Genomic DNA, 26,779 nt, shown 5'->3' with positions numbered 1-26,779 from the left:
GTAGGGACCTTGCCGTCTGGTCATCGCCGCACCCCAGGGCTTGTCTGGAACCGGAGCGTGGGGTGCGCGCCCGAGGCGGCCACCTGAATTCGGCGGGCGGCTCGTGAGGAGGCCGGTGTGAGCCCTAGGCCTTGGCGACGTTCGGTGACCAGCCGGGATATCAGAAGCGAAAGGCCTGGCGACCGATCAGTAGCCAATGGCCGTTCTGTTTCTGCCAGATCTGGAAGTTTTCGATTTCGGTGGGCACGACCTTCCCACTGTTCACGGCCTGGGCGGAAAAGTGATTGCGCACCAGGGCGACGTCGCCGGACAGCGTGATCTTCTGATTGAGCATCTTCAGCTCGTTGAAGGCGCTTTTGCCGGTTTCGATATCGGCGATGAAGGCCTTCTTGTCCTGAATGTTGCCGCTCGAATGGCCGTAGGTCAGGTTGTCCGCGGTCAGGGCATCGAGTTGCGCGATATCCTTGTGCCACATGGCTTGGGTCAGCTTGTCGACCGCAGTGGCGACATCGCCTTCATCGCCGGTAGCCGCGGCGACATAGCCGCTGAACAGACACAGGAAACCTACCGCCAATTTCAGCTTTTTCATGCGCGTATCCTTTTGTTGTAGTTGTCGGAAAGGGGGCGTAGCAGACGTCACAGGACGACCCTTCTTGTCGGTCATCGTATGACTATTGGATTGTGCCTGGCGGAAAGGCGTAAGGCCAGCCCTGGCCACATTCCGCGGAAGGCGGAATGCCTGGCCTGTTGGCTGCGACTGGCTGGCACCTGCAGGTGCCCGCAGAACCCAACCCGAGGCCGGCAAGCGCCGGGATGCTGGGCCCGAGGCACCTCATGAGTGGTCATTGCCGCGACCGCAGCGAGCCGACAGCGATTGACGGCGGTGCAGGGCTAGAAGGCGAAGCACGAGCAGCCGAAGGCTCCCCAGAAGCCCTGGTGGTCACTGACCGGCACCGAGCTGCGGCGTGCGCGATCGTGCTGGTGCTGGTGAACGGCGCAGGAGCCGATGCACTGGTGGAGGCTGGCCGCCAGCGGGGCCGCGGGACGCCAATGGCCAGGTGCAATGGCCACCGGTGACCAGTCCGGCATGACCGGCACGGCTGGCGGCGCCAGGTCAGCGAATTCGCTGGCGGCATGCACCACCTTGCCCCCGACCACCGTCAGCACCGATTCGAGCCATTTGATCTGCTCTTCCTCGACGCTGAAGAAATCGGCCGAGAGCGCCACCAGATCGGCCAGCTGGCCGACCTTGAGCTGTCCCTTCTTGCCTTGCTCGCTGGAGAACCAGGCGCTGCCGTGGGTGAAGAGCTGCAGGGCGGTGGCCCGGGGCAGGCCTTCCGGATAGAGGGTCATGCCGCCGACGGTCTTGCCGCTCACCAGCCAGTAGAGCGCGGTCCAGGGGTTGTAGCTGGCCACCCGGGTGGCATCGGTACCCGCCCCGACCGGTACGCCTTCGGCGAGCATACGCTTGATCGGCGGGGTGGCCTCGGCCGCCTGGGCGCCGTAGCGGTCGACGAAGTATTCGCCCTGGAAGGCCATGCGATGCTGGATGGCGATGCCGCCGCCCAGGGTCCGGACACGCTCGATGTTGCGCGGGCTGATGGTTTCGGCGTGATCGAACAGCCACGGCAGCCCGTTGAAGGGGATGTCGCGATCGACCTTTTCGAAGACATCGAGCATGCGCGAGATGGACTCGTCATAGGTGGCATGCAGCCGGAACGGCCAGCGCTGCTCGACCAGATGGCGCACCACCGGCTCCAGTTCGTCTTCCATGCTCGGGGCCAGATCCGGCCGGGGTTCGAGAAAGTCCTCGAAGTCGGCGGCGGAAAACACCAGCATCTCGCCGGCGCCGTTGTGTCGGAGAAAGTCGGTGCCCTGGTGCAGGGTGACGCTGCTCGTCCAGTGCTTGAAGTCGTTCAGCTCTTCCTTGGGCTTCTGCGTGAAGAGGTTGTAGGCGATGCGCACGGTGAGCTGGTCGTTGTCGGCCAGCTGCTGGATCACCTGGTAGTCCTCCGGGTAGTTCTGGAAGCCGCCGCCGGCATCGATGGCGCTGGTGACGCCCAGGCGATTGAGTTCGCGCATGAATTGCCGGGTTGAGTTCACCTGGTATTCCAGCGGCAGCGTGGGCCCTTTGGCCAGGGTCGCGTAGAGGATAAGGGCGTTGGGCCGGGCGATCAGCATGCCGGTGGGATCGCCCTTGGCATCGCGCTGGATCTCGCCGCCGGGTGGGTTGGGGGTGTGACGGTCATAGCCCACCGCCCGGAGCGCCGCTCGATTCAACAACGCGCGATCGTAGAGGTGCAGCACGAAGACCGGCGTGTCCGGCGCGGCCCGATTCAGTTCCTCGACGGTAGGCATGCGCTTTTCGGCGAACTGGAATTCCGTCCAGCCACCCACCACCCGCACCCACTGCGGCGTGGGCGTGCGCTCGGCCTGCTCCTTGAGCATACGCAGGGCATCCGCCAGCGACGGAACACCCTCCCAGCGCAGCTCCAGGTTGTAGTTGAGGCCGCCGCGGATCAGGTGCAGGTGCGAGTCATTGAGGCCGGGGATCACACAGCGCTGCCGCAGATCGATCAGCCGCGTCGCCGTGCCACGAAAGGCCATGGCCTCGGCATCGGTGCCCACCGCGATGAAGCGGCCATCCCTGATCGCCACGGCGGTGGCCTGGGGTTGCTGGGGATCGACGGTGTGCAGGCGGCCATTGAACAGAATCAGATCGGCGCTCATGGGTAGGGTCCTTGTGAACGAACGGAAGGGTTGTAGAGGGCGAAAGGGTGAGGGCAGGGGCCGGGGCCACGCCCTAGGCGGGGTCGGCGGTCAGCCAGGGATCCAGCATCCGCGTGGCCAGCGGCATGAACAGGTACACCACCAGCACCACGATGCTCAGGGTGATCAGCAGGTTGCTCATCAGGTAGCCGGCCAACCAGGGCGCCACGCCGAATACCGGTTGCCAGAGCGCGGGTACCAGCAGGCTCAGGGGCAGAATGACCAGGAAGCTGATGACCACCTGCTTCCACCGCGGCGGTGCCTGCTCGGCCGGCCGGGGCGCGAACCAGAAGTCCTTGCCGAGCCGGACCTCGGTGTTGTCGCCGTCCTGCAGCCAACCCTGTGCCTGGCTGACCAGCCACTGGCGGGCGGAGGACGCGAGCCAGTCCTGCAGGTGCTGCATCTCGTCGAAGCGCAGCACCGAGGTGAACTGCAGGGCATCGCCATGGCGTTCCCGGCCGACGTCCACCCCGAGGTGCCCGGGGAATTGACTGGCGGCCTCGATGGTCTGGTGCAGCCAGGTTTCGTAGCGCCGTTCGTGCTGCGGATGGACCTGGTGGCGGACGACCAGGGTCGCGGTAGTGGAAGCGGGATTCATGAGCAGGACTCCTGCCTGGACTGGGGAAGCGCCAGCCCCGCCCGAGACGGTGGGGCTGGCAGGGGCTCAGACGGCGGCGGCGACCGGCGCCAGGGTGGGGCCGTGGGCGATACGCTCGGGGGCCTTGTGCACCATGGTGTAGGCGTAGTCGACGCCCATGCCGTAGGCGCCGGAATGCTCCTTCACCAGGGCCATGACGGCGTCGTAGGTGTCGCGGTTCTTCCAGTCGCGCTGCCATTCCAGCAGGACCTGCTGCCAGGTCACCGGAATCACGCCGGCCTGGATCATGCGCTGCATGGCGTAGTCGTGAGCGGCCTGGGTGGTGCCACCCGAGGCGTCGGCGACCATGTAGATCTCGTAGCCGGCGTCGTGCATGGCGGAGAGGGCGAAGGTGGTGTTGCAGACTTCCGTCCAGAGGCCGGAAACGATGATCTTGTTGCGGCCATTGCGCTTGAGCGCATCGCGCACCTTCTGGTCGTCCCAGGAATTCATCGAAGTGCGCTCCAGCAGCGGCGCCTCGGGGAACACGGCGAGCAACTCGGGATAGGTGTGGCCGGAGAAGCTTTCGGTTTCGACCGTGGTGATGATGGTCGGCACGTTGAAGATCTTGGCGGCCTTGGCCAGGCCGACGGTGTTGTTCTTCAGGGTCTGGCGATCGATGCTCTGGACGCCAAAGGCCATCTGCGGCTGCTGGTCGATAAAGATCAGTTGGCTGTTCAGGGGGGTCAGGACTTCGGTTTTGGAGTTGTTCATGGCTTCACCTATCGATTGAGTGTGGTTTGGGATGTGCTCCGTGCGGCGATCTGGGCGGCTCGCCTTCAAGGGGGCGATGGCCTCGTTCGCAGCGGTTGTGACCGGAACTGCTATCCAAGGTAAGGGATCAATCGAGGCTGTGCTTGTGCACTTTTGCGCCTTTGAAAGCGCAAATTTGCGCCATCTGATTTGGCAGGGTGCTGCTAGGGTGTGGCCTTCCAATCACCCGGATTCCACAGCGCGAATCCACTTTCCGCGAGGAACAGGCAATGGCAGCAGCACAGTTGAAGGACAAGGACACGGCGTACTGGGGCGTACCCTGGGAGCAGGCCTACGGCTATCCGCAGGCCCATAGGGTGGGTAACGAAATCTTCGTCTCGGGGCAGTTCAATCACGACGCGGACGGCAATCTGGTGGCGCCGGCACCGCTGGACAGCGAGGGCCGCCCCAGCGACTTCTCCACCATGGGCGAGCAGATGCGCACCGCCTACGACAACATCGCCACACTGCTCGCGCTCTATGGCGCCACCCTGCAGGACGTCGTCGAGGAAACCCTCTATGTGCTGGACATGGACGCCGCCTTCGCTGTCGTCGGCAAGGTGCGCAAGGCGGCCTACGGCTGCGAGGCACCGCGCTGCGCCAGCAACATCATAGGTGTTTCGCGGCTGGCCCAGCGCCCGCAGCTGATCGAGATCGCCTGCCGGGCGGTGATTGGCAGTCGCGCGCGCTAGGCAGAGGCTTCGCGCTCTTCGGGCGCAGTGGCAAACGGGCGCTGACCTTCCACCAGCGCCTTCTGCTCGGCCACCGCTGCCGCACAGAACGCCATGAAGGCCTTAACACGCCAGGACTTGCGGATGTCCTGATGGGTCAGCAGCCAGAGTTCGTCGTTGAGCTCCGGCACCACCGGCCCCACGCGCACCAGGCCGGGCGTGGTATCGCCCAGCATGCAGGGCAGAAAGCCGAAACCCAGCCCGGCCACGATGGCCGCACTGGCGGCGGCCACCGAATCGGTACGGTAGGAGACATCCTCAGGCGCCACCCGGCATTCCAGATAGGCAGCCGCCTTGAGGTTGGCCAGGGCGGAGGTGTAGGACACCCAGGCCTGACCGGCCGCATAGGGATCCTCCTGCCGCGCACCGCCGCGACTGCCATAGGCGGCCCAGGCGATGGTGGCCAGCTTGCGCCCGACCAGGCTGTCGGCGGGCTTCCTGGTGGCCCGGATCGCGATGTCAGACTCGTCGCGGGCCAGACTCAAGGTCTGATTCCCCACCAGCACCTCGATGGTCATGCCATCGTTCGCCGCCTTGAAATCGGCGATGATGGGGGTCAGGAAGTACAGCAGCAGCGAGTCGCTGGTGGTGATGCGCAGCTTGCCCAATGGCCCCTGGGCGGCGCGGGATACCCGTCGGGCGACGCTGACGATATCCAATTCGACCCGCTCGCCCAGGGCGCGGAGCTCTTCGCCTTCGACGGTCAGCTGGTAGCCGGAGCGACGATGGTCGAACAGGGCGACACCCAGGGTTTTCTCCACCTGTGCGACCCGTCGGGAGACGGTGGAGACGTTGATGCCCAGTTTCTTGGCGGTCGCCGCCCGATTGCCGGACTCGCTGAGGGCCTTGATGATGCGCAGGTCGTCCCAGGACAGCTGGCTGACCGCCGCCCCCACATCCCAGCGCGCTGCAGCCTGATCAGGTTGGCTTGGAGAAGCCGGTTTTGCTGAGGCGTCCACACCTGAGGTTCCGTCGGTTGTTGTCGGGCATCATACGAAAAAGGCCATGGCAGAACCACGGTCGGGCAAGGGCGCTGGCGGTACCTGCAGCCATGCGGGCCTTCCACGGGCGTATTTGGCGGGCGGTCACTGGCGATTCCCCCCGGCCAAGTGCCGCTCAGTCATCAATATGGACAGTTCATGCGATAACTGATGTATTCATCAGGCCATCACGAAAGATGATGGCAATAAGCCAGTCGGCAATCGACAGCAGTGCTTTCAGGTAAGACCACCATGGGCATCGACGACACCGAATTTCCACCTCGCCTCACCCTGACCAGTCCGCTGGACCTGAACCGGGTCATGGACCAGGCCCGTCTCGATCAGGGCTTCATGCGCCGGGTCATCACGGTGCTGGAAGAGTGTGGGGTGGACGATCGTACCGACGACGAAAATGCCCTGCTCGAATGGGCACGTAGCTTCCAGCGTCGCCAGCCGGACGAGGCTGAAGGCTAGAAGGCCAGAGGTGCCCGCGCCGGGCGTTGGCCCGCCTTGTTCAGGCATTGCGCCTGGTCCGGGCCTTTCCGCGGCCGACCGATCCTTGGAGGGGCAGCCACGGCCTCCCGATCCGGCGTAGACGTGGCGTCAGTCTTGATCCGAGCTTCCCGTGGGAGCCGTTTCCGCCACCAATCCCAGAGGCACAGGCGCCAGCAGCGCCGTCTCGGCCACCATGTCGGCCACCCGTTCGTTGAGATCCTGTACGGCCTGGAGCACAGCCTGGACGTTCGGATCGTCGCAATCGACCTTGCCCAGCCGCCTGGCATTTTCCTGTAGCTGACGATGGAGGCCGAGCAGGGCCTCCCGGGCTTGGCTCTGGGGATCAGGATGCATGGCGAGGTCTCAGGCTCTTGTCTGGTTGATGGCGCCTAGCCACTATGTCCATATTGTTTTGGTATCGCAATAAGCATTAAGACGATGCCGCTGCCTTTCGACGAGCGGCGGCAGGGGCGCGAATAGGCACGGTGTGGCTGAAACGTTCTGATCAGATTCCAGCTACACCCTGTCCCGCCCGAGCCCGACCGATCTCGCCGCCTCAAGCTGAGGTCGAGTAGCCTGAGGCGCCGCGCCTGGCCTGGGGGCCGCCGCTTTCGGCTTCAGTAGCCGGCCACCAGGCCATCCTTGCGCGGATCGGAGCCGCCCACGTAGCCACCGGCAACGCGCTGGATGATCTGGGCGCCGCCGAAGGCGAACACGCCGGAGGGCTCTTCCACCGTCACCTCGTGGCCCAGGGCCCGCAGTGCTTCCAGGGTGGCCGGGTCCAGGCTGCTTTCCACCGCGACCCGGCGGCCACCTTCGAGGCGCCAGCGTGGTGCGTCGGCGGCGGCCTGGGGATTCTGCCGGTACTTGAGGATGCGCAGCATCAGTTGCAGGTGCCCCTGGGCCTGCATGGGGCCACCCATCAGGCCGAAGGCCATCAGCGGGGTGCCGTCGGCGTTCATGGCGAAGCCGGGGATGATGGTGTGGAAGGGTCGCTTGCCCGGGGCCACGCTGTTGACGTGATCCGGGGCCAGGGTGAAGCCGGCGCCGCGATTCTGCAGGCTGATGCCGGTGCCCGGCACCACCACGCCCGAGCCGAAGCCCATGTAGTTGGACTGGATGAAGGAAATCATCATGCCGCTCTCATCAGCCGCCGACAGGCAGACGGTTCCGCCGGGGCGTGGGGCGCCATAGCCGGGATCGCCGGCACGCGACCCGACCAGCCCGGCGCGTTCGCGCAGGTAGGCCGGGTCCAGCAGGTGTTCGGCCTGGACGCGCATGTGCGCTGAATCGGTGACGTGCTGGTAGAGATCGGCCAGTCCCAGCTTCATGGCCTCGATCGAGCGATGCAGGGTGGCGGGGCTGTCCACGGGATCCGCGCCGATACCGGCGGCTTCGAGGATGCCCAGGCCGGCGAGGGTGGCGATGCCCTGGCCGTTGGGCGGCAACTCGTGCACCACGGCGCCGGCGAAGGGTACCGAGAGGGTGTCGATCCAGTCGGCCCGGTGGGCGCGCAGGTCCTCTTCGTCCAGCACCGCTCCGTGTTCGCGGGCATGGCGGGCCATGGCCTGGGCCAGTTCGCCCTGGTAGAAGGCAGCACCGTTGCTTTCAGCGATGGCCTCCAGGGTTCGCGCGTGGTCGGGCAGGCGTACCAGGGTGCCGGCCCGGGGTACGCCGTTGGCCAGGAAGCAGGCGGCGAAACCGGGTTGGTCCTTGAGCTGCTCGGCGCCGCGGCGCCAGAGTTCGGCGATCACCGGGGTGAGCAGGAAGCCGTCGCGGGCATAGTGGATCGCCGGGGCGGCGAGGGTGGTCAGCGGCAGCTTGCCGTAGCGCTGGGCCAGGGCGACCCAGGCCGAGACAGCCCCGGGCACCGTGACCGCGCCCCAGCCGCGGGCCGGCATGGCGCTCTGGCCGGCGAAGAATTCCGGCGTCCAACCGCGCGGTGCGCGGCCGGAGGCATTGAGGCCCTGCACCTTCTCGCCGTCCCAGACGATGGCGAAGGCGTCGCTGCCGATGCCGCAGCCGGTGGGTTCCACCACGGTGAGCACCATGGCGGCGGCCACCGCGGCGTCCACCGCGTTGCCGCCGCGGCGCAGCATCTCCACGCCGGCCTGGGCGGCCAGCGGCTGCGAGCAGGCCACCAGGTTGCGGCCCATGACCGGCGAGCGAGCCGAGGAATAGGGGTTGTGATAGTCCAGATCGGGCATGGCGAAGGGTCTCATTGGTGACGAGGATCGAGGGCGTCGCGCAGGCCGTCGCCCAGCAGGTTGAAGCCGAGGACGGTGAGGTAGATGCAGACGCCCGGGGCGATGGACATCCAGGGCGCCTGCTCCATGAAGTTCTTGGCGGTGTTCAGCATGGAGCCCCAGGAGGGCATCGGCGGTTGCTGGCCGAGGCCGAGAAACGACAGGCTGGCCTCGGCGAGGATGGCGGCGGCGATGGTCAGGGTGGCCTGGACCACCAGCGGCGAGAGGATGTTGGGCAGGACGTAGCGCCAGAGAATCCAGCGATCCGGCAGGCCGATGGCGCGCGCCCCCTCCAGATAGTCCTCGTGGCGGATGGCGAGCACCTGGCCACGGGTCAGGCGGGCGAACACCGGCATGGCGGACAGGCCGATGGCGATCATGGCGTTGCCCAGACTCGGGCCGAGAAAGGCCCCCAGGGCGATGGCCAGCACCAGGAAGGGACAGGACAGCAGGGCTTCGACCAGGCGTGAGACCACGGCGTCCAGCCAGCCGCCGAAGTAGCCGGCGACCAGGCCCAGGGGCACCCCCACCAGCAGGGCGATGGCCACCGAGACCACGCCCGCCAACAGGGAACTGCGCGCGCCCCACAGCAGGCGCGAGAGCAGGTCGCGCCCGAGTTCGTCGGTGCCCAGCCAGTTCAGCGCCGAGGGCGCCTTGCGTACCGCCAGGAAGCTGGTCTTGAGCGGATCGAAGGGGGCCAGCCAGGGTGCCAGCAGGGCGGCCAGGGCGAAGGTCAGGATCAAGGCGGCGCCAAGCAGCGCGCCGCGATTGGCGCTGAACTTGCGCCAGAAGGGCGAGCGCGCGGGTCTCAGGGTGGCCGGGCGGGGCAGGGTCAGGGCGTTCATGCGGCGTGCCTCAGGCGCGGGTTGATCAGGCGGTAGAGCAGGTCGGCCACCAGGTTGAGCAGCACGAAGCCCACCGCCACGCAGAGCACCACCCCCTGGACCACCGCGTAGTCGCGGTTGAACACGGCGTCGACGATCATCTTGCCGAAGCCGGGGATGCTGAAGACCTGCTCGGTGAGCACCGCACCGCCGAGCAGTTCGCCGAACAGCAGGGTGGTGAGGGTGACGATGGGCATCAAGGCATTGCGCAGGGCATGGCGCAGGATCACCACGCGCTCGCGCAGGCCCTTGGCTCGGGCGGTGCGTACGTAGTCGGCGCGCAGCACCTCCAGCATGGCCGCCCGGGTATGGCGCATCAGGGTGCCGGAGAGGCCGGCGCCCAACACGAAGGCCGGCAGGATCAGGGTGCGCAGGTTGCGCAGCGGGTCCTCGTGGAGGGGCACGAAACCGGAGGCCGGCAGCCACTGCAACTTCACCGCGAAGAGCAGGATCAGGAGGATGCCGAGCCAGAAGTGCGGGATGGAGATGCCGGACAGGGCCACCAGGTTGGCGCCGTAGTCGACCGCCGTGCCCCGGCGTACCGCGGCGAGGATGCCGGTGGGGATGCCGATGAGCAGCGCGATGACGATGGCCAGCAGCGACAGCTCCAGGGTCACCGGCAGCTTTTCGGCGATCAGCGCCGTCACCGGCTGGTCGGTGCGCAGCGAGATGCCCAGGTCACCCCGCAGCACCCCGCCCATCCAGTGCAGGTACTGCACCGGTACGGGATCGTTCAGCCGGTATTTCTCGCGCAGGAATTCCAGCACCTGGGGATCACGCTCCTCGCCGGCCATGGCCAGCACCGGATCGCCCGGCAGCAGTTGCTGCAGGGTGAAGACGAACAGCGACACCAGCAGCAGGGTGGGCAGGGCACTCAGCAGGCCACGCAGGAAGAGGCGCAGCATGGCTATTGCCCGCGGGTGACGCCGGCCAGGCGAATCAGGCCGTCGGGATTGGGGACGAAGCCCTTGAGATCGGCGCGGGTGGCGATGATGCGCGGATCGAAATAGAGATAGAACACCGGCAGCTCCTCGCGCAGCAGGGTCAGGGCCTGGGCATAGAGCGCCTGACGCTGGGCCTGGTCATTGATGGTGCGGGCCTGGTCGAGCAGTTGATCCAGCGCGGCGTTGCAGTAGCGGCCGTCGTTCTGGTTGCCCTTGCAGGTGACGAATTGATGCACGTTGCCATCCGGATCGGGGCGGCCGGACCAGGCGCTCAGGCCGAGCTGGAAGTTGCCGGCGTGCTGTTCGGCCAGCAGGGTGGCGTATTCGGTGGCGACCAGGTTGACCTCGAAGCCGGCCTCGACGGCCATGGCCTGGATCAGCTGGCCCACCTGCTGGGCGATGGGGTTGTTGGCGATCTTCAGCTCCACCTTGACCGGCAGGCTGACGCCGGCGGCCTTGAGCAGTGCCTGGCTGCGCGCCACGTCGCGGGCCGGCACGGCGAAGGCCTTGTCGTAGTAGGGGCTGCTCTGCGGGAAAGGCTGCACGCTGGGCGCATAGAGGCCGTCGAACACCACCTGGTTGAGCGCTTCGCGATCCAGCGCCAGGTCGAAGGCCTGACGCACGCGCTTGTCGCCGGCGAAGGGATTCTTCGCCCGGTCGCCGTTGGCCATGTTCACCATCAGCTGCATGTAGCCCAGGCCCGGGGTGTTGTAGAGGGTGAAGCCGGCCTGGCCCTGCAGGCCCTTGACGTCGGTGGGCGCGACCCGCTCGACGATGTCCAGGTCGCCCGAGCGCAGGTTGGCGAGGCGCACTGAGGTGTCCGGGATGGGCAGGAAGATCAGCCGGTCGAAGTGGTAGGCGCTGGCGTTCCAGTACTGGGGGAAGCGCTCCAGCACGATGCGGTCCTGCTGCACCCGCTGCACGAAGCGATAGGGACCGGAACAGACCGGCTTGCTACCCACGTCGCCGGTGGACGCCTTGGGCGCCAGCATCATGCCGGCGCGGTCGGAGAGCTGGGCGAGCAGGGTGGCGTCGGGTTGCTTGAGGCGGATGCGCACGGTCTGGGGATCGACCACCTCGACGGTATCCACCGAAGCCAGTTCGCTCTTGCGCAGCGAGTCGGGCAGGCTGCGGGCGCGGTCCAGGTTGAATTTCACCGCGGCGGCGTCGAAGGCTTCGCCGTCATGGAAGGTCACGCCCTGGCGCAATTGCAGCGTCAGGCTGCGGTTGTCGTCGCTCCACTGCCAGGCGGTAGCCAGTTGGGGCACCAGCTCCAGCTGTGGCGAGACGTCTACCAGCTTGTCGCACAGGGCGGTGTAGACCAGCCGCCCCGAATAGGTCCGCGAGCGGTGCGGATCGAGCACGTCGGGATCGTCCTGGATGCCGATGCGCAGGGTGGTCTCGGCCAGGGCGGAGCCGCCGGCCAGGAGCAGAAGGGTGGCGGTGAGCCAGGCGGAGGCTTTCATGGGGTGGACTCCAGAAGGGATTGATGACGGTTGAACAGGGCCAGGCGGCGCGTGAAGGCGGCGCTGGTGGCGATCAGCGGCGGCGGTGAGGCGCCCGCGCCGGCGATCTCGCGCCAGAAGTGGCAGGCCACCCGGCCTTCGCCGGCGGCGGATTCCAGCAGCGGCTTGGCCTCGCGGCATAGCGGCCGGGCGTGGGGGCAGCGGGTGTGGAAGCGACAACCGCTGGGCGGCGCCGTGGGGCTGGGCAGGTCGCCGCCGAGCAGGGTGCGTGGCCGCCGCGCCCGCGGATGGTTGACCGGCACCGCGGCCAGCAGCGCCTGGGTGTAGGGATGCAGGGGCGACTCGAACAGCGCCTCCACCGGCGCCAGTTCGACGATCTCGCCCAGGTACATCACCGCCACCCGGTCGCTCATGTGGCGGATCACGCCGAGGCCGTGGGCGACGATGATCAGGGTCAGGCCGAAGCGCGCCTTGAGGTCTTCCAGGAGGTTCACCACCTGGGCCTGCACCGAGACGTCCAGCGCCGACACCGGCTCGTCGCCGAGCAGCAGCCGCGGCTCGGCGGCCAGGGCCCGGGCGATGCCGATGCGCTGCCGCTGGCCGCCGGAAAATTCATGGGGATAGCGCCCCGCCAGTTCCGGCGCCAGGCCCACGGTGCGCAGCAGCTCGGCCACCCGCTCGGCGCGCTGGCCCCGATTCAGCGGCTGGTGCAGCCACACGGGCTCGCCAACGATGTCGGCCACGCTCATGCGCGGATTCAGCGAGGCGAAAGGGTCCTGGAAGATGATCTGCAATTCCTGACGCACCTGACGCAGCGCCGCCGGGCTGAGGTTGCCCAGGTTGCGGCCTTCGTAGATGACGTCGCCGGCGGTGGGCGCGAGCAGGTTGAGCAACAGGCGGCCGAGGGTCGACTTGCCCGAGCCGGACTCGCCCACCAGCGCCAGGGTCTCGCCGCGGCGCACCGTGAAGGAGACATCGCTCACCGCCTGTACCGGTGGCTTTGGGCGTTGCAGGAAACCGGCCTGGCCACCGAAGTGCTTGGTCAGGCCGATGGCTTCGAGTATGGGACGTTCCACGGCATTCATGCGGGGGTCTCCAGGTGCTGTTCCAGGGGCGCGCGCAGGCAGGCCACCTGCTGCCCGGGAGCGAGTTCCACCAGGGGTGGCGGCGCGACGCGACAGGCATCGAGGACGAAGGGGCAGCGGCTGGCGAAGCGGCAGCCCGCCGGCATCTCGGCGGGCGTCGGCACCCGGCCGGCGATGGTCGCCAGGCGTCCCGTGCGCGGTCCCAGCGAGGGCATGGAGCCCATCAGGCCGAGGGTGTAGGGATGCTGCGGATCGTCGAACAGCTGGGCGACCGGGCCGGATTCCACCACCCGGCCGGCGTACATCACTGCCATCTCGTCGGCGACCTCGGCGACCACGCCGAGGTCGTGGGTGATGAGGATCATGGCGCTGCCGGTCTCGGCCTGCAGACTGGCGATGAGTTCGAGGATCTGCGCCTGGATGGTCACGTCCAGCGCCGTGGTGGGCTCGTCGGCGATGATCAGCGCCGGGTCGTTGGCCAGCGCCATGGCGATCATCACCCGCTGGCGCATGCCGCCGGAGAGTTCGTGGGGATAGGCCGCCAGTCGCTGGGTCGCCGCCGGCACCCGCACCTTCTCCAGCATCTCCAGGGCGCGCTGCCGGGCAGCCGACTGACTGCCACCACGATGGCGCAGCACGGTTTCCATCAACTGTTCGCCGACGGTGAAGGCCGGATTCAGCGAGGTCATCGGCTCCTGGAACACCATGGCCAGGCGATCGCCGCGCAGGTCACTACGGCGCGCCTCGGGCATGGTCAGCAGGTCTTCGCCCATGAAGCTCGCCTGGCGGGCCTGGATGCGGGCGCTCGGCGGCAGGAGCCCCATCAGCGCCATGGAGGTCACGCTCTTGCCACAGCCGGATTCGCCGACCAGGGCCAGGGTCCGGCCCGGTTGCACGGTGAAGCTCAGACCTTCCACCACCGCGGCCGGGGCTCCGGCGAAGCGTACGCTGAGGTCGTCCACCACCAACACCGGGGCGCTCATAGGGCCTGCTCCAGGGTCTGTTGCAGCACGCTGTCCAGGGCCAGTTGCAGGGCGCGCAGGTGGGCGCGCATCACCGCCGCGGCGCGCACCGGATCGCGGGCATCGAGGGCTTCCACCAGAGCCTGGTGGTCGTCGTGATAGGCCAGCAGGCGCTGGGCGTTGCGCGCCCGGTGGCGCAGGTCGCGCCAGATCGGATCCAGGCGGATGGCGTCGAGCATCTCGAACAGGTCCAGCAGCAGGCGGTTGCCGGCGGCTTCGGCGATGCTGCGGTGGAAGGCGCTGTCCCATAGCTCGATGGCATCGGCATCCTCACTGCTGCCCAGGCGTTCGAAGGCGGTGCGCTCGGCCATGCGGCGGATCAGGGCGCGCTGCTCGCCGCTGGCGCGCTGGGCGGCCAGGGCGGCGAGATTGGGCTCCAGGTGCAGCCGCGCTTCCATCACCTCGCTGAAGTTGGTGCGCCCTGAGAGCTGGGCGAGGGTCAGGGCCGCGCTGGGCGGCGTGGGGCCCACGTAGGTGCCCTTGCCCTGGCGGCGCCACACCTGGCCCTCGGCTTCGAGCACCGCTAGGGCACGGCGGATGGAACGCCGGCTGACGCCGAATTCACTGGCCAGCTCGCGCTCCGGCGGCAGGGGTTTGTCGGGGAGGTTGCTCTGCTGGGCCACCAGGTTGCGCAAGGCATCCAGGGCCAGGCGGGCACTATCGTCGGTGTGGATCTGCATCGAACCTTTGCCTCTTAGGTCTGGGCCGTCTCCCGCTGCGAAACGCGCTAACAACGCGATCGCAGGGGAGATGCGAATACCTGAGGCGGGTGCAAGGCCGATGCCATTTGAAATTGGTTCGCTGGACCTTTCAGCGCGAGGCTCTGGGGCGATGCCTGGATTCCGGTCGCGGTCCGGACCCGCAGCATTGGTTCGCGTCTGGGCGAACCTTTGTCCGGCTACTCACGAGACGCTGCGCCAGGATGGAGCCCGGTTGCACCGGAGCGGCGCGTTGGGGATGTCATTCAGCGCCTGCCCCGATACTCCGCCTTCCACGCTGAGCGGATCGATGCAACGGATAGCCAGATCTTCCTCGTGCTGCCGGACCCTACGTAAATGTTCGGTCCCGCTGTCGAGTTGCTGATGGACAGGTCCGCGGGAGAGTTGTCGTGGACGTCAGCGCCTAAGCCCGGCCCAGGCGAACGTTGATAAGGACCGTCAAAAGGCTGCATTTCTCGCGACTACGCATGGCTGCGCCGAATGCCGGCATCACTCGCTCGGCATTCGGCTGCGTGCGCTTCTACGTCTGGCCCAAGACCACCCGCGGGGACGTCGCCGCTCGCCTTCCCAAATGACGGCCGACTGGCATCAGGGCGTCAGCCGATGGGCAGTTCACCGGTCACGATGGCGGTGACGATGAACAGGCCAAACATCGGTAGCGATCTCTTGAAGAATTCCTTCTGGTACTCGCCGAAGGTCATTTCCGTTCGATTCATCAGCAGGAACAGCCAGGCGACTGTAGGACTCGGATAACGCTGAGGTAGAGGATCGCATCACCGTTTTTGGCGGCGAACACTGTGCAAGTATCGAACGCAGATGGCGATGGCTGCCTCCATCGAGAGGTGGGGGGCTGCCTATCCTGACGCCCTTCTGGCACGCGACTACCACTTTCTCGCTACTTCGATTCAGCCCTCAGAGGGGTGTTGATCGTGGTGAGCCTTACCTGCGAATCGGCATTTCATTCCTTTTTGGCATTGAGATGGCTTTCCACTGCACGGAACGTCAGCAACAGCAGACCGGCGATGCCGAGCGTGAGGGGGGCGCCTAGGGCGCTGGCGAGCAAGCCGGCGAGCAGGCCACCCACCGCCTCGAAGCCGAAGCGCATGGCGATGTACAGGGCGATCACGCGGCCACGCAGCGCTGCCGGGGCATCGCCCTGCAACAGCATGTTGGTGCTGACGTTGTTGGCGGTGATGCCGAAGCCCAGCAGGGCCAGCAACAGTAGCGCCAAGGTAAGCGGCAGCTGGAACGCCAGCAGGCACAGGGCCAGGGCGCAGCACAACTCGGCGATGAAGATCACGCGCCTCAGGCGGTGCAAGGCGCCGGCGAGGGCGAGCATGATCGTGGCGACGAAGGCACCCGCACCGGCGGCTCCCCATAGCCACCCCAGCATCCGGGCATCGCCGAGGTAGAGCGTTTTGGCCAGTACCGGCAGCAAGACGCTGTAGTTGGAGGCCAGCAGGTTGACGGCGACCACACCCAGCATCAGGCGCCGGACCGAGAAGGTAGTCCAGACGTAGTCCAGGCCTTCACGAAACATCTGACTGGTCGAACCGCTGGCTTTGGCGGTCGCGCTGCCCTGAACCTTCGTCAGGCCCAGCAGCAAGGTGGCAAAGGCGATCGCCGTGATCAGGAAGCACAGCGCTTCGCTACTGGCGGCGATCAGGGCGCCGGCCAACGGCGGGCCGATGAAGCGCGCGGCGTTGATCAGCATGGCATTGAGGGCGAGGGCGTTGGGCAAATCGCTGGCGTCGGCCACGAAGCTACCGATGAGTGCCTGTCTGAGCGGTGTTTCCAGGGCATTCAGCAAGCCCAGGAATAGAGCCATGGCGATCAGGATCGGTGCGTCGATCCAGCCTTGCCAGCTCAAGAGCGCGAGCAACAGCGATTGGATGGCCAGCAGCGACTGCGCCGCGATCAGGCAACGGCGTTTGTCGTGGCGGTCGATCCAGGCGCCGGCGATCGGACCTACCAGCAGTTGCGGAGCGAGCGTCAGAAAGGTGATGACGCCCAGCAGGGTGGCGGAAGCGGTGACGTGATAGGCCATCCACGACAGCGCAACCTGTTGCACCCATTTGCCCAGGGTCGACACGCCCTGGCAGGCAAAATAGATCTGGAAGTCACGATGGGCGAGCGCCCGTACAGCGGTGGGCCAACGGGAGGGCTGAGCAGGTTTCGCCAAGAAGGCTGTCTCCAGATTGACTCGGCAGGCAGCGGCCGGTCCGGCAGGTCAAGTGCGGCACCGCGACAACCAGCACGGCGATGCTTGGGACAAGAGCGGCTACCCCTGGCGCTCATGCCATACAGGGCGGGCAGTGCGCAGAACCCGTCATCAGGCCGGCCGTTTCAAGTTGCGGGGTAACAACCAGCTATGAGCTGGCTTTTTAGAATGTCATTTCGTTTTGTTGTTTGCAATGGCCAGCCCGCCAGCCCGAGCAGCCGGGCTGGCAGAAGTTGGCGGGACGAAGGTCTCCTCGTCCGGCCCTAGCGGCCGGCACGGCGCCGTTGTCGAGCATGGGGTGAACAACCAAGCCGGCCGGAAGTAGGACCGATGGCCTTCAGTCTTGGAGTGGGGTCGATGCCGAGGAGGGCGCATCGTTTTCCGGTAACGCGCCGTGACGAAGCAGATGCACGACTTCGTCCTGCGTCTGGTTGACCGCCCCGAGGCGTTCGATCAGTTCGGCCGCGCGACTGCCGCGCAGGCCGGCGGTGGTGAGCTGGCCGGCATGGACGTAGGTGTAAACCCCGGACACGGCGAATGCCTTAAGGCAGGCGATGTGCCGCGCCTGTTCGAGCAGGCTGCTGCGAAAGGCTTCGCTGGCGAAGAAACGTCGGCGTTCCAGTGGCGAGGCGAAGACGATCTCCACCATCGACAGCGCCGCGCGGATGGCATCGGCCCGGTGCGCCACGTCGGGCGACGGCGGATGCTGACCGTCGTTGACGAAGGGCACGCACGGGTGGACGCGCACTTTCAGGACGGCCGCTTGGGTGGCCAGCCACGGGCCCAGGTGGCTCAGCAGATAATTGTTCAGGTCCTCGAGGCTGTCGCGGGGATGCAGATGGAGCTGCAGGCGATCCAGCTGGTCGGGACCGTTGTGCTGCTCGTCCGCCAGCGTGTTCTTGAAGGCGTGGGAGCCATGGGGCAGATCATAGGCAAGCGTCTCGGCGAACATGTTCTGCTCGTCGCTGAACAGCACGGGGCTGGCGGCCTGGAAGATACGCTGATGCGCCTCGTCAGCGAAGCCGATCTCGACCATTCCATCCAGTTCGTAGTCGGGAATCTCGCGGATGCCCTCGGCCAGCGGCCACAGATGGGCGTCCTGCTCTCGGTCGAAGTGGTATTGGACGTAGTGACCGAGCCCCGGCAGACGGGCGCACAGGGGACCGTGGACATCACGCCAGTATTGCGCGAACAGGTCATGGGGCACGCGTTCGCGACGCTTGACCGTGGTGTAGCTGTTGAGAGTGATCATGGGGGCGCATTCCTGGACGCGAGGCTTGGAAAGTGGACCCCTGATGTTGGCGATAAGCTCCGGACGTTCGCGAGCGAGATCCCGGGCCATGGTGCGTACCTACCCGCCCGGACCCGGACGCGCTCGATCCGTGGAGCGCGTCCTGAACATCCAGGTGCGAGACGCTTGTCAGACCTGCGCCATGCCACCGTCGACCGGCAACTCGGCGCCGGTGATGAAGCTGCTCTGGTCGCTGGCGAGAAAGAGCGCGGCCGCGGCCACTTCCTCGACGCGTGCCATCCGGCCAAGTGGGATCAGCCTGTTCAGCTGCTCTCTCACCTCCGCCGAGGTCGCCGCCATCATGGCGGTGTCCGTGGGGCCCGGCGCGACGACGTTGACGCGGATGCTGCGGGGCGCCAGTTCATTGGCCCAGGTCCGCGCGAAGGCGCGTACCGCCGCCTTGCTCGCCCCATAGACGCCATAGCCTGGGGTGCCGATCGCGGCGGCGATGGAGCCGATCAATACGACGGTGCCGCCAGCGGGCATGATCGCCGTGGCCGCCTGGGTGGCGAAGAGCAGGGCGCGTACGTTGAGCGCGAAGGTGCGGTCGAAGTGCTCTGCGCTGATGGCCTCGAGCGGTGCGAACTCCGAGAGGCCGGCGTTCACCACCAGCACATCCACCCGCCCGGCTTCGCGCCGCACGCTGTCGAAGAAGGCGGCAAGGGCCGTCACATCGGACGCATCGAGGCTGCGCTCGAGCAACCTGCCCGCGCCGCGTTCGACGTCGCGAGCCTGGGTGCGTCGACTGCTGGCGTACACCGTGGCGCCCTCGGTCGCGAAGCGTTCCGCGATGGCCCCACCGATCCCGCCATGACCACCGATCACGACGGCGACTTTTGCTGAAAGTATGCTCATGGATCCTCACCCGGTTGCTGTGGCTGTCCAGGAGGACGGTATCATTCGTATATCTGATCGCAAGAACGCACCTGAGGGTGCCTAGATATCCAGGCGGATACCCATGTCCAGCAACGAGCTCGAACTCCCGCTCGACGTCAGCGCGACGCGTCCCATCCTCGAACACATCGGCAACAAGTGGGCCGTGCTGATCCTGAGCGTCCTGTGCACGCAGCCGGCGCGCTTCAACGATCTCAAGCGCCGCCTCCACGGCATCACCCACAAATCCCTTTCCGAGGCCCTGAAGCGGCTCGAGCGCAACGGCCTGATCAGTCGCAAGGTACTGCCGACACAGCCGATCGGCGTTGAATACACCATCACCCCGCTTGGCAGCTCGCTGCGCGAACCCTTCGCCGCGCTTTATCAATGGTCTCTGGCGAATGGTGCCGCCATGGAAGAGGCGCAACGGGTCTACGACGAGTCGCGAAAGGGGGAAGGGCAGAACGAGGACTGTTAGCGCCTGTGATCTGGGTTCGCCGCTCTTACCACCGCAGCGGACGGGCGTGGTGCTTCAGGGACTGCCAGTGAATCCCCGGCAAGAGGCTTGGTGAGTCATGAGCGCGGGCGGGACGGCCTCTCTTCGCCTGGGAGGAGCCTCGCCGCCCTCTGGAGCGGCCACCACGCGGCGTGCGCCAGCGCTACCGACTCAACTCATAGGCGCACATGTTCACCGTGGCCGCCAGATTCAGGGACTCGATGGCGCCCGAGCCGCCGATGGTGAAGGGCTGAGCGTTCAGCGCCGCCAGCTGCTCGCGCGGAACGCCGCGGGCTTCGTTGCCGAACAGGTAGCAGTCGAAGGCTGCGAAATCAGCGGACTGCACCGGCGTGCCCTGCATGTCCAGGCAGGCGAGGCGGGGGAAGCGCTGCTGCAGGCCGGCGAGTTCGACGTCGAGTTCCAGCGGGGTGTGGAAGATGGCGCCCATGCTGGCGCGGACCACCTTGGGGTTGTAGGGATCGACGCTGCCCGGGCTGAGCAGGCAGCGGAAGCGCCCGAACCAGGCCAGGGTGCGCAGGATGGTGCCCAGGTTGCCCGGATCCTGGATCTCGTGCAGATAGACGGCGCGCTCGCCCTCGACCGCTGCTGCCACGGGCTCCCGGGGCATGGGCACCACCGCAAGGATGCCCTGCGGGGTCTTGGTGTCGGCGAGCTGCGCCATCTGGCGGTCGCTGATCAGGTGCGTGCGGAACGGACTCTGCCAGTGTTCGTAGGCGCCCGTCACATAGAGTTCGGCGCGCTGCAGCGGGGGGTGCTGCAGCGCGGCCTTTTGCAGTTCCAGCGCCAGGTGCTCGCCCTCCACCAGGAAGTGGCCGAATTCGGCGCGGTACTTCTTCTGGTGGAGCTTCTTGATATCGTCGAGCTTCATCAACCCGCGGCCCGAACCAGCGGCGCGTCCTGGGCGTCGCCTTCCGCGAGCATCGCCTTGGCCAGGGCCTCGGCGACCTTGATGCCGTCCACGCCGGCGGACAGGATGCCGCCGGCGTAGCCGGCGCCTTCCCCGGCTGGATACAGGCCGCGCAGATTCAAACTCTGCAGGCTGTCGTTGTCGCGGGTGATGCGCACTGGCGAAGAGGTGCGGGTCTCGATGCCGGTCAGGATGGCGTCATGGCGGTCGAAACCGCGGATCTGCTTGCCGAAGGCGGGCAGGGCTTCGCGGATGGCCTCGATGGCATAGGCGGGCAGCGACGGCGCCAGATCGCCCAGGCGCACGCCGGGCTTGTAGGAGGGCTCGACTTCACCGAATTCGGTGGAGGGCACGCCGCGAATGAAGTCGCCGACCAGTTGGCCGGGCGCGCAATAGTCGCTGCCGCCCAGTTCGTAGGCGCGCGATTCCAGGCGCTCCTGCAACTCGACGCCGGCCAGCGGATCGCCGGGGAAATCCTGCTCGGGATTGATGCCCACCACGATGCCGGAGTTGGCATTGCGCTCGTTGCGCGAGTACTGGCTCATGCCGTTGGTGACCACCCGGCCCGGCTCGGAGGTGGCGGCCACCACGGTGCCGCCCGGGCACATGCAGAAGCTGTAGACGGCGCGGCCGTTCCTGGCGTGATGGACCAGCTTGTAGTCGGCGGCGCCCAGTTCCGGGTGGCCGGCGTACTTGCCCAGGCGGGCCTGGTCGATCATGCCCTGGGGGTGTTCGATGCGGAAGCCGACGGCGAACGGCTTGGCCTCGATGTACACGCCCTGGCGGTGCAGCATGCGGAAGGTGTCTCGCGAGCTGTGACCCAGGGCGAGCACCACATGGCGGCTATGCAGGGTCTCACCGCTGGCGAGCACCACGCCCTCGAGCTGGCCGTCGTTGATCACCAGGTCGGTCACCTTGCTCTCGAAGCGGACTTCGCCGCCGAGGGCGATGATCTCTTCGCGCATGGCGGCGACCACGCCGGTCAGGCGGAAGGTGCCGATGTGCGGCTTGCTGACGTAGAGGATCTCTTCCGGCGCGCCGGCGCGGACGAATTCGTGCATCACCTTGCGGGCGTAGAACTTCGGATCCTTGATCTGGCTGTAGAGCTTGCCGTCGGAAAACAGCCCCGCACCGCCTTCACCGAATTGCACGTTGGATTCGGGGCTCAGCACCTTCTTGCGCCACAGCGCCCAGGTGTCCTTGGTGCGGCTGCGCACGTCCTTGCCGCGCTCGAGCACGATGGGCTTGAAGCCCATCTGGGCCAGCAGCAGGGCGGCGAACAGGCCGCAGGGACCGAAACCCACCACCAGCGGGCGCTCGGTCAGGTTGGCCGGCGCCTGGCCGACTGGGTAGTAGCCGGTGTCCGGCGCCGGACGCACGTGCAGGTCATTGGCGAAGCGCGCCAGTACCGTCGTCTCGTCGCGCACTTCCAGGTCGATGATGTAGATGAACAGGATGACGCTGTTCTTCTTGCGCGCATCGTAGCTGCGCTTGAACACGGTGAAATCGAGGAGGTCGGCGTCGCTCAGCTTCAGGCGTTCCAGGATGGCCTGGCGCAGCTCGGCGGGGGTGTGGTCAAGCGGCAGAGACAGTTCGTTGATGCGAATCATGACAATAATCCTGGCCGGTGACTCCGGCAAAGGAAGGGACGAGGGGGGTAGGGCGGCGATTGTACCCGGCGGCTCCAGCGCTGTCAGGCCGGGACGATGGGCGCTCCACTGGGCGGCCTGGCGGTCGCTCGGGCGATCCCCGATTCGTCCCCGGGCGTTATCGGCTTATAATCGCCGCCACTTTGCGGCCGGCCCGACCTGGCGCGCGTCCGCTCCTCACCCGCTTTCCCGTGGTAGCTCCAACATGAAAAGATCCAAAAGCAGCCGTCGCTGGCTGGATGAACACGTCAACGATCCCTACGTCAAACGCGCTCAGAAAGACGGCCTGCGCTCGCGCTCCAGCTACAAGCTGATCGAGCTCAACGAGAAGGACAAGCTGATCCGTCCGGGCATGCTGGTCATGGACCTGGGCTCAGCGCCCGGTGGCTGGTCGCAGGTGGCCGGCGGCATCGTTGGCGACAAGGGCCGCGTGGTGGCCACCGACATCCTGCCGATGGGAGCCCTCGACAACGTCGACTTCGTCCAGGGCGACTTCACCGACGATGCCGTCTTCCAGAAGATCCTCGGCGTGCTCGATGGCCGCCAGCCCGATCTGATCGTCTCCGACATCGCGCCCAACATCAGCGGGGTCGCGGCCGCCGACCAGGCCGCCGCCATGTACCTGGTGGAGCTGACCCTCGACATGGTGCGCCAGGTGCTCAAGCCCGGTGGCAACTACGTGGTCAAGGTGTTCCAAGGCGAAGGCTCCGATGTCTTTCTGAAAGACGTACGCACCTCCTTCGAGAAGGTGTCGATCCGCAAGCCCGAAGCCTCGCGTCCCCGCTCGCGCGAGGTCTATCTGGTGGGCAAGGGTTTCAAGGGCTAGCTCTGGCCCTTGCCGCCAGCGCGGGCCTGCCAGATGGCCCGCCGAGATGATCTTCCGCCGTGCTGTTTCGTCATTAATACCTGCCACTACCCGCCGAGTGTGTGCGCCGGATCCTGGAGCTGCTGCAGCACATCGACGCGTCTTTCGAAAAGCCGCTCCCTTGCTCAGGAGACGCTGAGAATCCCGTAATCAGGGCCAAGGCGAACTGGCGTTGCTCTTCAGCGCTATCTCGCAACTGTGAAGGGATGTTTCCGGCAGGAGTTAATTCCTGGGCGGCTGCTAGGGTTTCCTATTCATCTGCGCTCAAGCAGTTGTTGCGGTGATCTCGTGCCGAAAACTGGGGGCGGAAGAGATGAATACCTATGTGTTCGAGACGGCCAGAAGATTGCTGACGGACATCTATGGCGCCTTGTACGAGATGGAAAGCGGGCATGGTTTCAGATGCGTGAAGGCCGAGCGAGGTCAGATCTTCCTGTATCGGCCCGTGGCGGGTCTGGCCGAGGGCAATCTGGGCGAGATCGCCTTCGAGATCGAATCCCATGCCAGGCGCGCAGGCCGAGGGGTCGTCGAAACCCGACACTTCTTCAGGCAGTTGAAAGTCGCCAGCGGCCACCCCACCGAGCGTGACAGTCGCTATGACTGGCCGCGGATCGGCTTCACCGATAAGGAAGAGGTCACGGCTATCGTGCTCGAGCTCAAAGCCTTTCTCGGCGTGGGCCGCTGAGGCTTTCCAGCAGACAGCCTGGCCAGGGATCCTGACCAGCGTCCATCCGGTGTCTTGCAGGCAGAGGTGCTCACCCTGGGGTGAGCACCTCTGCCGAAGGGGACCGTATTGCCGGACCGGTCTCAGGCCGGCTCTTCGAAACGGGCATAGCCGACGGGGATGCCGCCTTGGCTGGCATGCCGCGAGTTGTCGACGAGAGCGGCCGCCCGCTTGGGCAGCCCCAGTCCCGAGCGCTTGGTAGCGGGGCGCGACAGGTCTTGGCCAGTCAGGGTGCTGTTCAAGGTGAAGAACTCCATCAGTTGCTGGAGCAATTCGGCCTGGCTGCTCATCTCTTCGGCGGTGGCGGCCAGTTCCTCGGAGGCCGAGGCGTTCTGCTGGGTGACCTGGCTCAACTGCAGCATGGCGCTGTTGATCTGCTCGACGCCGGAGGTCTGTTCTTCCGAAGCGGCAGTGATCTCCTGCACCAGGTCGGAGGTCTTGCTGATGGAGGGCACCATCTCGTCCAGCAGTGAGCCGGCGCGCTCGGCCAGGGCCACGCTGCCCTGGGCGACGTTGCTGATCTCCTGGGCGGCGACCTGGCTGCGCTCCGCCAGCTTGCGCACCTCGGACGCCACCACGGCGAAGCCCTTGCCATGCTCGCCGGCACGGGCCGCCTCGATGGCGGCGTTGAGGGCCAGCAGGTTGGTCTGGTAGGCGATGTCGTCGATGATGCTGATCTTGGCCGCGATGGTCTTCATCGCCACCAGGGTGTCCCTGACGGCCTGGCCGCCTTCGTTGGCCTCGCGATTGGCCTTGGCGGCCATGCCATCGGTGACCTTGGCGTTCTCGGTGTTCTGGGCGATGGAGGCCGACATCTGCTCGACGCTGGCACTGGTCTCCTCGACCGAGGCGGCCTGCTCGGTGCTGGCCTGACTGATGCTCTGGGCAGTAGCAGAGATCTCTTCCGACGCGCTAGCCAGCCCATCGGAGGCACTGCGGACATCGCTGATGATCTGCGACAGGCGCTGGTTCATGCCGTCCATGGCGCGGAGCAGGGCGGCGGTCTCGTCACGGCCCTCGGCGTCGATGCGCTGGGTGAGGTCGCCAGCGGCCAGGCGATCGGCGATCTCGACCGCGGCGCGCAGGGGCCGGGTGATGCTGCGGCTCATGAGGAAGCCCAGCAGGATGCCAAAGGCCACGCCCCCCGCGATGATGCCGATCAGCATGACCCGGCTGCGGGCATAGATCTGGTCGGTGAGGTCGTTGGCGTCGCTGGCGTTCTGCTCCTTGCGCTTGGACAGTTCGGTCATCAGCACGCCCACTTGGTCGCCATAACGGCGGACACTGACCAGCTGGTTGTCCAGCTCGGGATCGGCGTCCCGCAGCGTCCGCTTGCCCGCGATCGCCATGGCCTGGTCCAGTTGAGAGGTGTAGCTGCCGAGCAACTCGTCGATCTGCCGGAAATTGGCGGCCGACGCCTCGCTGCTGAACAGGGGGCGGGCCTTGGCGAGATTGTCCCGCACGTTGGCCAGGCCCAGCTTGACCTCCGCCTTGGCCCGATTGCGATCCTCTTCGGAGGTTGCCAGCAGGTAGTTGCTGCGCGCGCGGCCGATAAAGACCAGGTTCAGATTGGCCTCCTTGATATAGGACAGCCCGAGCAACTCGTTCTGATAGAGCTGAGTTGCCAGATCGTTGATCTGGCTGCTGTTGCTCAGACCTGCCAACCCCACGACCAGGCTGATGGACGCCACGGCGATAAAGGACACGATAAGGCGGGTGCCAATCCGGAAATTCTTGAACATCTGAAAGCTCCTGCTGAAAGGACCAGTGAACGACACCAGTCACAAACGACGACGGGATAGTGACGTCAATAGTTAGGCTTTCGGATCGAATATCTGGAAGTTTATGGTGGCCCTTTGCCGTGTTTACAATTGACAGCCAATTCGCCGAATTTTCCTGAAGTTTTGCCAATAAACGTTGTTGCAATAGGTTTTCGCGCTGGTCGATCAAGCCGGTTGGACGTCTCCAGACCCTGGATCGGCTTCCAGTCTCGCTTCGTCGTGATCAACCGCTCTGCATTGCGCAGCAAGACGGAGCGCTAGATTGCAGCCACCTGCTGTTTGAGCAGCTCGCGCAAACGCTGGGCGGCCGGGCTAAGCAACTGGCCATGCCGGGTGACGATACCCAGTGATCTGGTGATCGAGGGTTCAACCAGGGGCACGGCGACCAGGCAGGTGTCGAGCGCGCTGCCGGGAATGGCCAGACGCGGTACCGTGGCTACCCCCAGTCCGGCAGCTACCAGATCGATCACGGTTCTAACGTGTCGCGCTTCCAGAACCGGTTTGGGCAGGTTGGGGATCTTGGCGAGGGCCAGATCAAGCAGCATACGGTTGCCACTGGCCTTGTTGACCGAGATATACCTGTGACCCTTGAGCTCCGCCCAGTGCACTGCAGCGCGCGCAGCCAAGGGATGAGTGCTCTGGCAGACCAGCACGAAGTCATCCTCATGCAGAGGTTCGAACACCAGATTGCCTTCCTGGGCACCCAGGTAGTTGATGCCGAAATCCGCCTCGCCACGCGTCACTCGGGTCAGTACATCGCTGGCGCCTTCGTCCAGAAGCCGGACCAGGATGCCCGGGTATAGCTGTTGATATCGATCAAGGACCTGGGGCATGAGCTGATTGACGGCCGTGGGGACGCAAGCCAGGGTGACCTCGCCGGTCAAACGGTTCGCCGCATCGGTTACGTCCAGCAGCGACTCATCGAAATCATTGAGCACCTGCCGAGCGCGACCGAGAAAGGCGCGGCCAGGCGCGCTGAGTTCGATACGCCGCGTGGTTCGGTTGAGGAGGCGCACGCCCAGGCTGGTCTCCAGCTTGATGATGCGTCGGGACAGTGCAGGCTGGGAGAGATGGAGCTCCCGCGCAGCCGCCGCGAAGCTGCCCAGCTCTACCACGGCGACAAAGGCGCGTAGATCTCCCATCTCCACATTCATGTTTTTCATGCATGGGTCCATTTGATAAATGCAGTTAAGTTTAGCGGGCGACTCGCTCATGCTGTG

General features: G+C 66.1%; 25 protein-coding genes. 5 read left to right on the top strand and 20 right to left on the bottom strand.

Annotated elements, in window-relative coordinates; translation table 11 throughout:
* Positions 1-160 precede the first annotated feature (160 nt).
* The 4 genes from QKY98_RS09585 to QKY98_RS09570 form a co-directional block, all read right to left on the bottom strand.
* Positions 161-589, bottom strand: coding sequence for a nuclear transport factor 2 family protein (locus tag QKY98_RS09585; RefSeq protein ID WP_027599744.1), 429 nt, complete (start codon positions 587-589; stop codon positions 161-163).
* Positions 590-891: 302 nt separating this feature from the next.
* Entirely contained in the window at positions 892-2,730 is a 1,839-nt protein-coding gene (locus tag QKY98_RS09580) for an amidohydrolase (RefSeq protein ID WP_284670766.1), read from the bottom strand.
* Between the two features lie 73 nt (positions 2,731-2,803).
* On the bottom strand, positions 2,804-3,367 hold the full coding sequence (locus QKY98_RS09575) for an antibiotic biosynthesis monooxygenase (RefSeq protein WP_278897454.1): 564 nt from the start codon (positions 3,365-3,367) through the stop codon (positions 2,804-2,806).
* Between the two features lie 66 nt (positions 3,368-3,433).
* The gene (locus tag QKY98_RS09570) at positions 3,434-4,120 is read right to left on the bottom strand and encodes a hydrolase (RefSeq protein WP_027601982.1); all 687 of its coding nucleotides are present in this window, start codon (positions 4,118-4,120) and stop codon (positions 3,434-3,436) included.
* Positions 4,121-4,389: 269 nt separating this feature from the next.
* Here QKY98_RS09570 and QKY98_RS09565 point away from each other — a divergent pair, with 269 nt between their 5' ends.
* Positions 4,390-4,851 (top strand): Rid family hydrolase, encoded by a 462-nt coding sequence (locus QKY98_RS09565; protein WP_284670765.1) that lies wholly within the window; start codon positions 4,390-4,392, stop codon positions 4,849-4,851.
* Here QKY98_RS09565 and QKY98_RS09560 read toward each other — a convergent pair.
* Positions 4,848-5,786: a LysR family transcriptional regulator gene (locus tag QKY98_RS09560; RefSeq protein WP_223855448.1), complete on the bottom strand. Its 939-nt coding sequence runs from the start codon at positions 5,784-5,786 to the stop codon at positions 4,848-4,850. The genes QKY98_RS09565 and QKY98_RS09560 overlap by 4 nt on opposite strands.
* Positions 5,787-6,122: 336 nt before the next feature.
* On the opposite strand from QKY98_RS09560, the gene QKY98_RS09555 reads away from it, so the two are divergent.
* Positions 6,123-6,344, top strand: a complete 222-nt coding sequence (locus QKY98_RS09555; RefSeq protein WP_027601984.1) for a hypothetical protein — start codon at positions 6,123-6,125, stop codon at positions 6,342-6,344.
* Between the two features lie 129 nt (positions 6,345-6,473).
* On the opposite strand, the gene QKY98_RS09550 is transcribed toward QKY98_RS09555, so the two are convergent.
* The 11 genes from QKY98_RS09550 to QKY98_RS09500 form a co-directional block, all read right to left on the bottom strand.
* Positions 6,474-6,719 carry a hypothetical protein gene (locus QKY98_RS09550; RefSeq protein WP_077172563.1) on the bottom strand — a complete coding sequence of 82 codons (246 nt, stop codon included), beginning with the start codon at positions 6,717-6,719 and terminating at the stop codon, positions 6,474-6,476.
* Between the two features lie 263 nt (positions 6,720-6,982).
* Positions 6,983-8,572, bottom strand: a complete 1,590-nt coding sequence (locus tag QKY98_RS09545; RefSeq protein ID WP_144944622.1) for a gamma-glutamyltransferase family protein — start codon at positions 8,570-8,572, stop codon at positions 6,983-6,985.
* An 11-nt stretch (positions 8,573-8,583) separates the two neighbouring features.
* Positions 8,584-9,456, bottom strand: a complete 873-nt coding sequence (locus tag QKY98_RS09540; RefSeq protein ID WP_042133579.1) for an ABC transporter permease — start codon at positions 9,454-9,456, stop codon at positions 8,584-8,586.
* Entirely contained in the window at positions 9,453-10,400 is a 948-nt protein-coding gene (locus QKY98_RS09535) for an ABC transporter permease (RefSeq protein ID WP_278388646.1), read from the bottom strand. The genes QKY98_RS09540 and QKY98_RS09535 overlap by 4 nt, the downstream gene beginning before the upstream one ends.
* 2 nt (positions 10,401-10,402) lie before the next feature.
* Complete coding sequence (locus tag QKY98_RS09530; RefSeq protein WP_284670764.1) at positions 10,403-11,905, bottom strand: ABC transporter substrate-binding protein; 1,503 nt, start codon at positions 11,903-11,905, stop codon at positions 10,403-10,405.
* On the bottom strand, positions 11,902-12,990 hold the full coding sequence (locus QKY98_RS09525; protein WP_115945425.1) for an ABC transporter ATP-binding protein: 1,089 nt from the start codon (positions 12,988-12,990) through the stop codon (positions 11,902-11,904). Before QKY98_RS09525 ends, QKY98_RS09530 begins: the two co-directional genes overlap by 4 nt.
* Positions 12,987-13,973 carry an ABC transporter ATP-binding protein gene (locus tag QKY98_RS09520; RefSeq protein WP_284670763.1) on the bottom strand — a complete coding sequence of 329 codons (987 nt, stop codon included), beginning with the start codon at positions 13,971-13,973 and terminating at the stop codon, positions 12,987-12,989. The genes QKY98_RS09525 and QKY98_RS09520 overlap by 4 nt, the downstream gene beginning before the upstream one ends.
* Positions 13,970-14,692: a FadR/GntR family transcriptional regulator gene (locus QKY98_RS09515; RefSeq protein WP_284670762.1), complete on the bottom strand. Its 723-nt coding sequence runs from the start codon at positions 14,690-14,692 to the stop codon at positions 13,970-13,972. Before QKY98_RS09515 ends, QKY98_RS09520 begins: the two co-directional genes overlap by 4 nt.
* Before the next feature lie 997 nt (positions 14,693-15,689).
* Positions 15,690-16,913 carry an MFS transporter gene (locus QKY98_RS09510; protein WP_284670761.1) on the bottom strand — a complete coding sequence of 408 codons (1,224 nt, stop codon included), beginning with the start codon at positions 16,911-16,913 and terminating at the stop codon, positions 15,690-15,692.
* Between the two features lie 376 nt (positions 16,914-17,289).
* Complete coding sequence (locus QKY98_RS09505) at positions 17,290-18,204, bottom strand: EthD domain-containing protein (protein ID WP_108581016.1); 915 nt, start codon at positions 18,202-18,204, stop codon at positions 17,290-17,292.
* Positions 18,205-18,372: 168 nt separating this feature from the next.
* Positions 18,373-19,098 carry an SDR family NAD(P)-dependent oxidoreductase gene (locus tag QKY98_RS09500; RefSeq protein ID WP_284670760.1) on the bottom strand — a complete coding sequence of 242 codons (726 nt, stop codon included), beginning with the start codon at positions 19,096-19,098 and terminating at the stop codon, positions 18,373-18,375.
* Positions 19,099-19,201: 103 nt separating this feature from the next.
* Here QKY98_RS09500 and QKY98_RS09495 point away from each other — a divergent pair, with 103 nt between their 5' ends.
* Positions 19,202-19,594: a winged helix-turn-helix transcriptional regulator gene (locus tag QKY98_RS09495; RefSeq protein ID WP_284670759.1), complete on the top strand. Its 393-nt coding sequence runs from the start codon at positions 19,202-19,204 to the stop codon at positions 19,592-19,594.
* Between the two features lie 181 nt (positions 19,595-19,775).
* Here the strand turns inward: QKY98_RS09495 and QKY98_RS09490 are convergent, their stop codons facing one another.
* Positions 19,776-20,501: a TrmH family RNA methyltransferase gene (locus QKY98_RS09490; RefSeq protein ID WP_027601994.1), complete on the bottom strand. Its 726-nt coding sequence runs from the start codon at positions 20,499-20,501 to the stop codon at positions 19,776-19,778.
* Positions 20,501-22,150: an NAD(P)/FAD-dependent oxidoreductase gene (locus tag QKY98_RS09485; protein ID WP_108581013.1), complete on the bottom strand. Its 1,650-nt coding sequence runs from the start codon at positions 22,148-22,150 to the stop codon at positions 20,501-20,503. Before QKY98_RS09485 ends, QKY98_RS09490 begins: the two co-directional genes overlap by 1 nt.
* 244 nt (positions 22,151-22,394) lie before the next feature.
* Between QKY98_RS09485 and rlmE the strand changes: the two genes are divergently transcribed.
* Both rlmE and QKY98_RS09475 read left to right on the top strand, forming a co-directional pair.
* Complete coding sequence (rlmE, locus tag QKY98_RS09480; protein ID WP_007158737.1) at positions 22,395-23,015, top strand: 23S rRNA (uridine(2552)-2'-O)-methyltransferase RlmE; 621 nt, start codon at positions 22,395-22,397, stop codon at positions 23,013-23,015.
* A 352-nt stretch (positions 23,016-23,367) separates the two neighbouring features.
* Positions 23,368-23,739 (top strand): hypothetical protein, encoded by a 372-nt coding sequence (locus QKY98_RS09475; RefSeq protein WP_027599722.1) that lies wholly within the window; start codon positions 23,368-23,370, stop codon positions 23,737-23,739.
* A gap of 122 nt (positions 23,740-23,861) precedes the next feature.
* Here the strand turns inward: QKY98_RS09475 and QKY98_RS09470 are convergent, their stop codons facing one another.
* Positions 23,862-25,520 carry a methyl-accepting chemotaxis protein gene (locus QKY98_RS09470; RefSeq protein ID WP_284670758.1) on the bottom strand — a complete coding sequence of 553 codons (1,659 nt, stop codon included), beginning with the start codon at positions 25,518-25,520 and terminating at the stop codon, positions 23,862-23,864.
* Positions 25,521-25,816: 296 nt separating this feature from the next.
* Complete coding sequence (locus QKY98_RS09465) at positions 25,817-26,713, bottom strand: LysR family transcriptional regulator (RefSeq protein ID WP_284670942.1); 897 nt, start codon at positions 26,711-26,713, stop codon at positions 25,817-25,819.
* Positions 26,714-26,779: the final 66 nt, after the last annotated feature.

It is taken from the genome of Pseudomonas sp. HR1, from assembly GCF_030175875.1.
Lineage (GTDB): Bacteria > Pseudomonadota > Gammaproteobacteria > Pseudomonadales > Pseudomonadaceae > Chryseomonas > Chryseomonas oryzihabitans.
The sequence above is the reverse complement of the archived record's forward strand: the minus strand, read 5'-3'. Positions and strand labels throughout refer to the sequence as shown.

What these genes read in the sequence shown, in the direction of transcription:
- QKY98_RS09540 (WP_042133579.1), bottom strand. Translation starts at nt 9,456, where the DNA reads ATGAACGCCCTGACCCTGCCCCGCCCGGCCACCCTGAGACCCGCGCGC.
- rlmE (WP_007158737.1), top strand. Translation starts at nt 22,395, where the DNA reads ATGAAAAGATCCAAAAGCAGCCGTCGCTGGCTGGATGAACACGTCAAC.
- QKY98_RS09580 (WP_284670766.1), bottom strand. Translation starts at nt 2,730, where the DNA reads ATGAGCGCCGATCTGATTCTGTTCAATGGCCGCCTGCACACCGTCGAT.
- QKY98_RS09565 (WP_284670765.1), top strand. Translation starts at nt 4,390, where the DNA reads ATGGCAGCAGCACAGTTGAAGGACAAGGACACGGCGTACTGGGGCGTA.
- QKY98_RS09470 (WP_284670758.1), bottom strand. Translation starts at nt 25,520, where the DNA reads ATGTTCAAGAATTTCCGGATTGGCACCCGCCTTATCGTGTCCTTTATC.
- QKY98_RS09515 (WP_284670762.1), bottom strand. Translation starts at nt 14,692, where the DNA reads ATGCAGATCCACACCGACGATAGTGCCCGCCTGGCCCTGGATGCCTTG.
- QKY98_RS09485 (WP_108581013.1), bottom strand. Translation starts at nt 22,150, where the DNA reads ATGATTCGCATCAACGAACTGTCTCTGCCGCTTGACCACACCCCCGCC.
- QKY98_RS09475 (WP_027599722.1), top strand. Translation starts at nt 23,368, where the DNA reads ATGAATACCTATGTGTTCGAGACGGCCAGAAGATTGCTGACGGACATC.
- QKY98_RS09530 (WP_284670764.1), bottom strand. Translation starts at nt 11,905, where the DNA reads ATGAAAGCCTCCGCCTGGCTCACCGCCACCCTTCTGCTCCTGGCCGGC.
- QKY98_RS09585 (WP_027599744.1), bottom strand. Translation starts at nt 589, where the DNA reads ATGAAAAAGCTGAAATTGGCGGTAGGTTTCCTGTGTCTGTTCAGCGGC.
- QKY98_RS09490 (WP_027601994.1), bottom strand. Translation starts at nt 20,501, where the DNA reads ATGAAGCTCGACGATATCAAGAAGCTCCACCAGAAGAAGTACCGCGCC.
- QKY98_RS09550 (WP_077172563.1), bottom strand. Translation starts at nt 6,719, where the DNA reads ATGCATCCTGATCCCCAGAGCCAAGCCCGGGAGGCCCTGCTCGGCCTC.
- QKY98_RS09570 (WP_027601982.1), bottom strand. Translation starts at nt 4,120, where the DNA reads ATGAACAACTCCAAAACCGAAGTCCTGACCCCCCTGAACAGCCAACTG.
- QKY98_RS09505 (WP_108581016.1), bottom strand. Translation starts at nt 18,204, where the DNA reads ATGATCACTCTCAACAGCTACACCACGGTCAAGCGTCGCGAACGCGTG.
- QKY98_RS09555 (WP_027601984.1), top strand. Translation starts at nt 6,123, where the DNA reads ATGGGCATCGACGACACCGAATTTCCACCTCGCCTCACCCTGACCAGT.
- QKY98_RS09575 (WP_278897454.1), bottom strand. Translation starts at nt 3,367, where the DNA reads ATGAATCCCGCTTCCACTACCGCGACCCTGGTCGTCCGCCACCAGGTC.
- QKY98_RS09545 (WP_144944622.1), bottom strand. Translation starts at nt 8,572, where the DNA reads ATGCCCGATCTGGACTATCACAACCCCTATTCCTCGGCTCGCTCGCCG.
- QKY98_RS09520 (WP_284670763.1), bottom strand. Translation starts at nt 13,973, where the DNA reads ATGAGCGCCCCGGTGTTGGTGGTGGACGACCTCAGCGTACGCTTCGCC.
- QKY98_RS09465 (WP_284670942.1), bottom strand. Translation starts at nt 26,713, where the DNA reads ATGAATGTGGAGATGGGAGATCTACGCGCCTTTGTCGCCGTGGTAGAG.
- QKY98_RS09535 (WP_278388646.1), bottom strand. Translation starts at nt 10,400, where the DNA reads ATGCTGCGCCTCTTCCTGCGTGGCCTGCTGAGTGCCCTGCCCACCCTG.
- QKY98_RS09495 (WP_284670759.1), top strand. Translation starts at nt 19,202, where the DNA reads ATGTCCAGCAACGAGCTCGAACTCCCGCTCGACGTCAGCGCGACGCGT.
- QKY98_RS09525 (WP_115945425.1), bottom strand. Translation starts at nt 12,990, where the DNA reads ATGAATGCCGTGGAACGTCCCATACTCGAAGCCATCGGCCTGACCAAG.
- QKY98_RS09500 (WP_284670760.1), bottom strand. Translation starts at nt 19,098, where the DNA reads ATGAGCATACTTTCAGCAAAAGTCGCCGTCGTGATCGGTGGTCATGGC.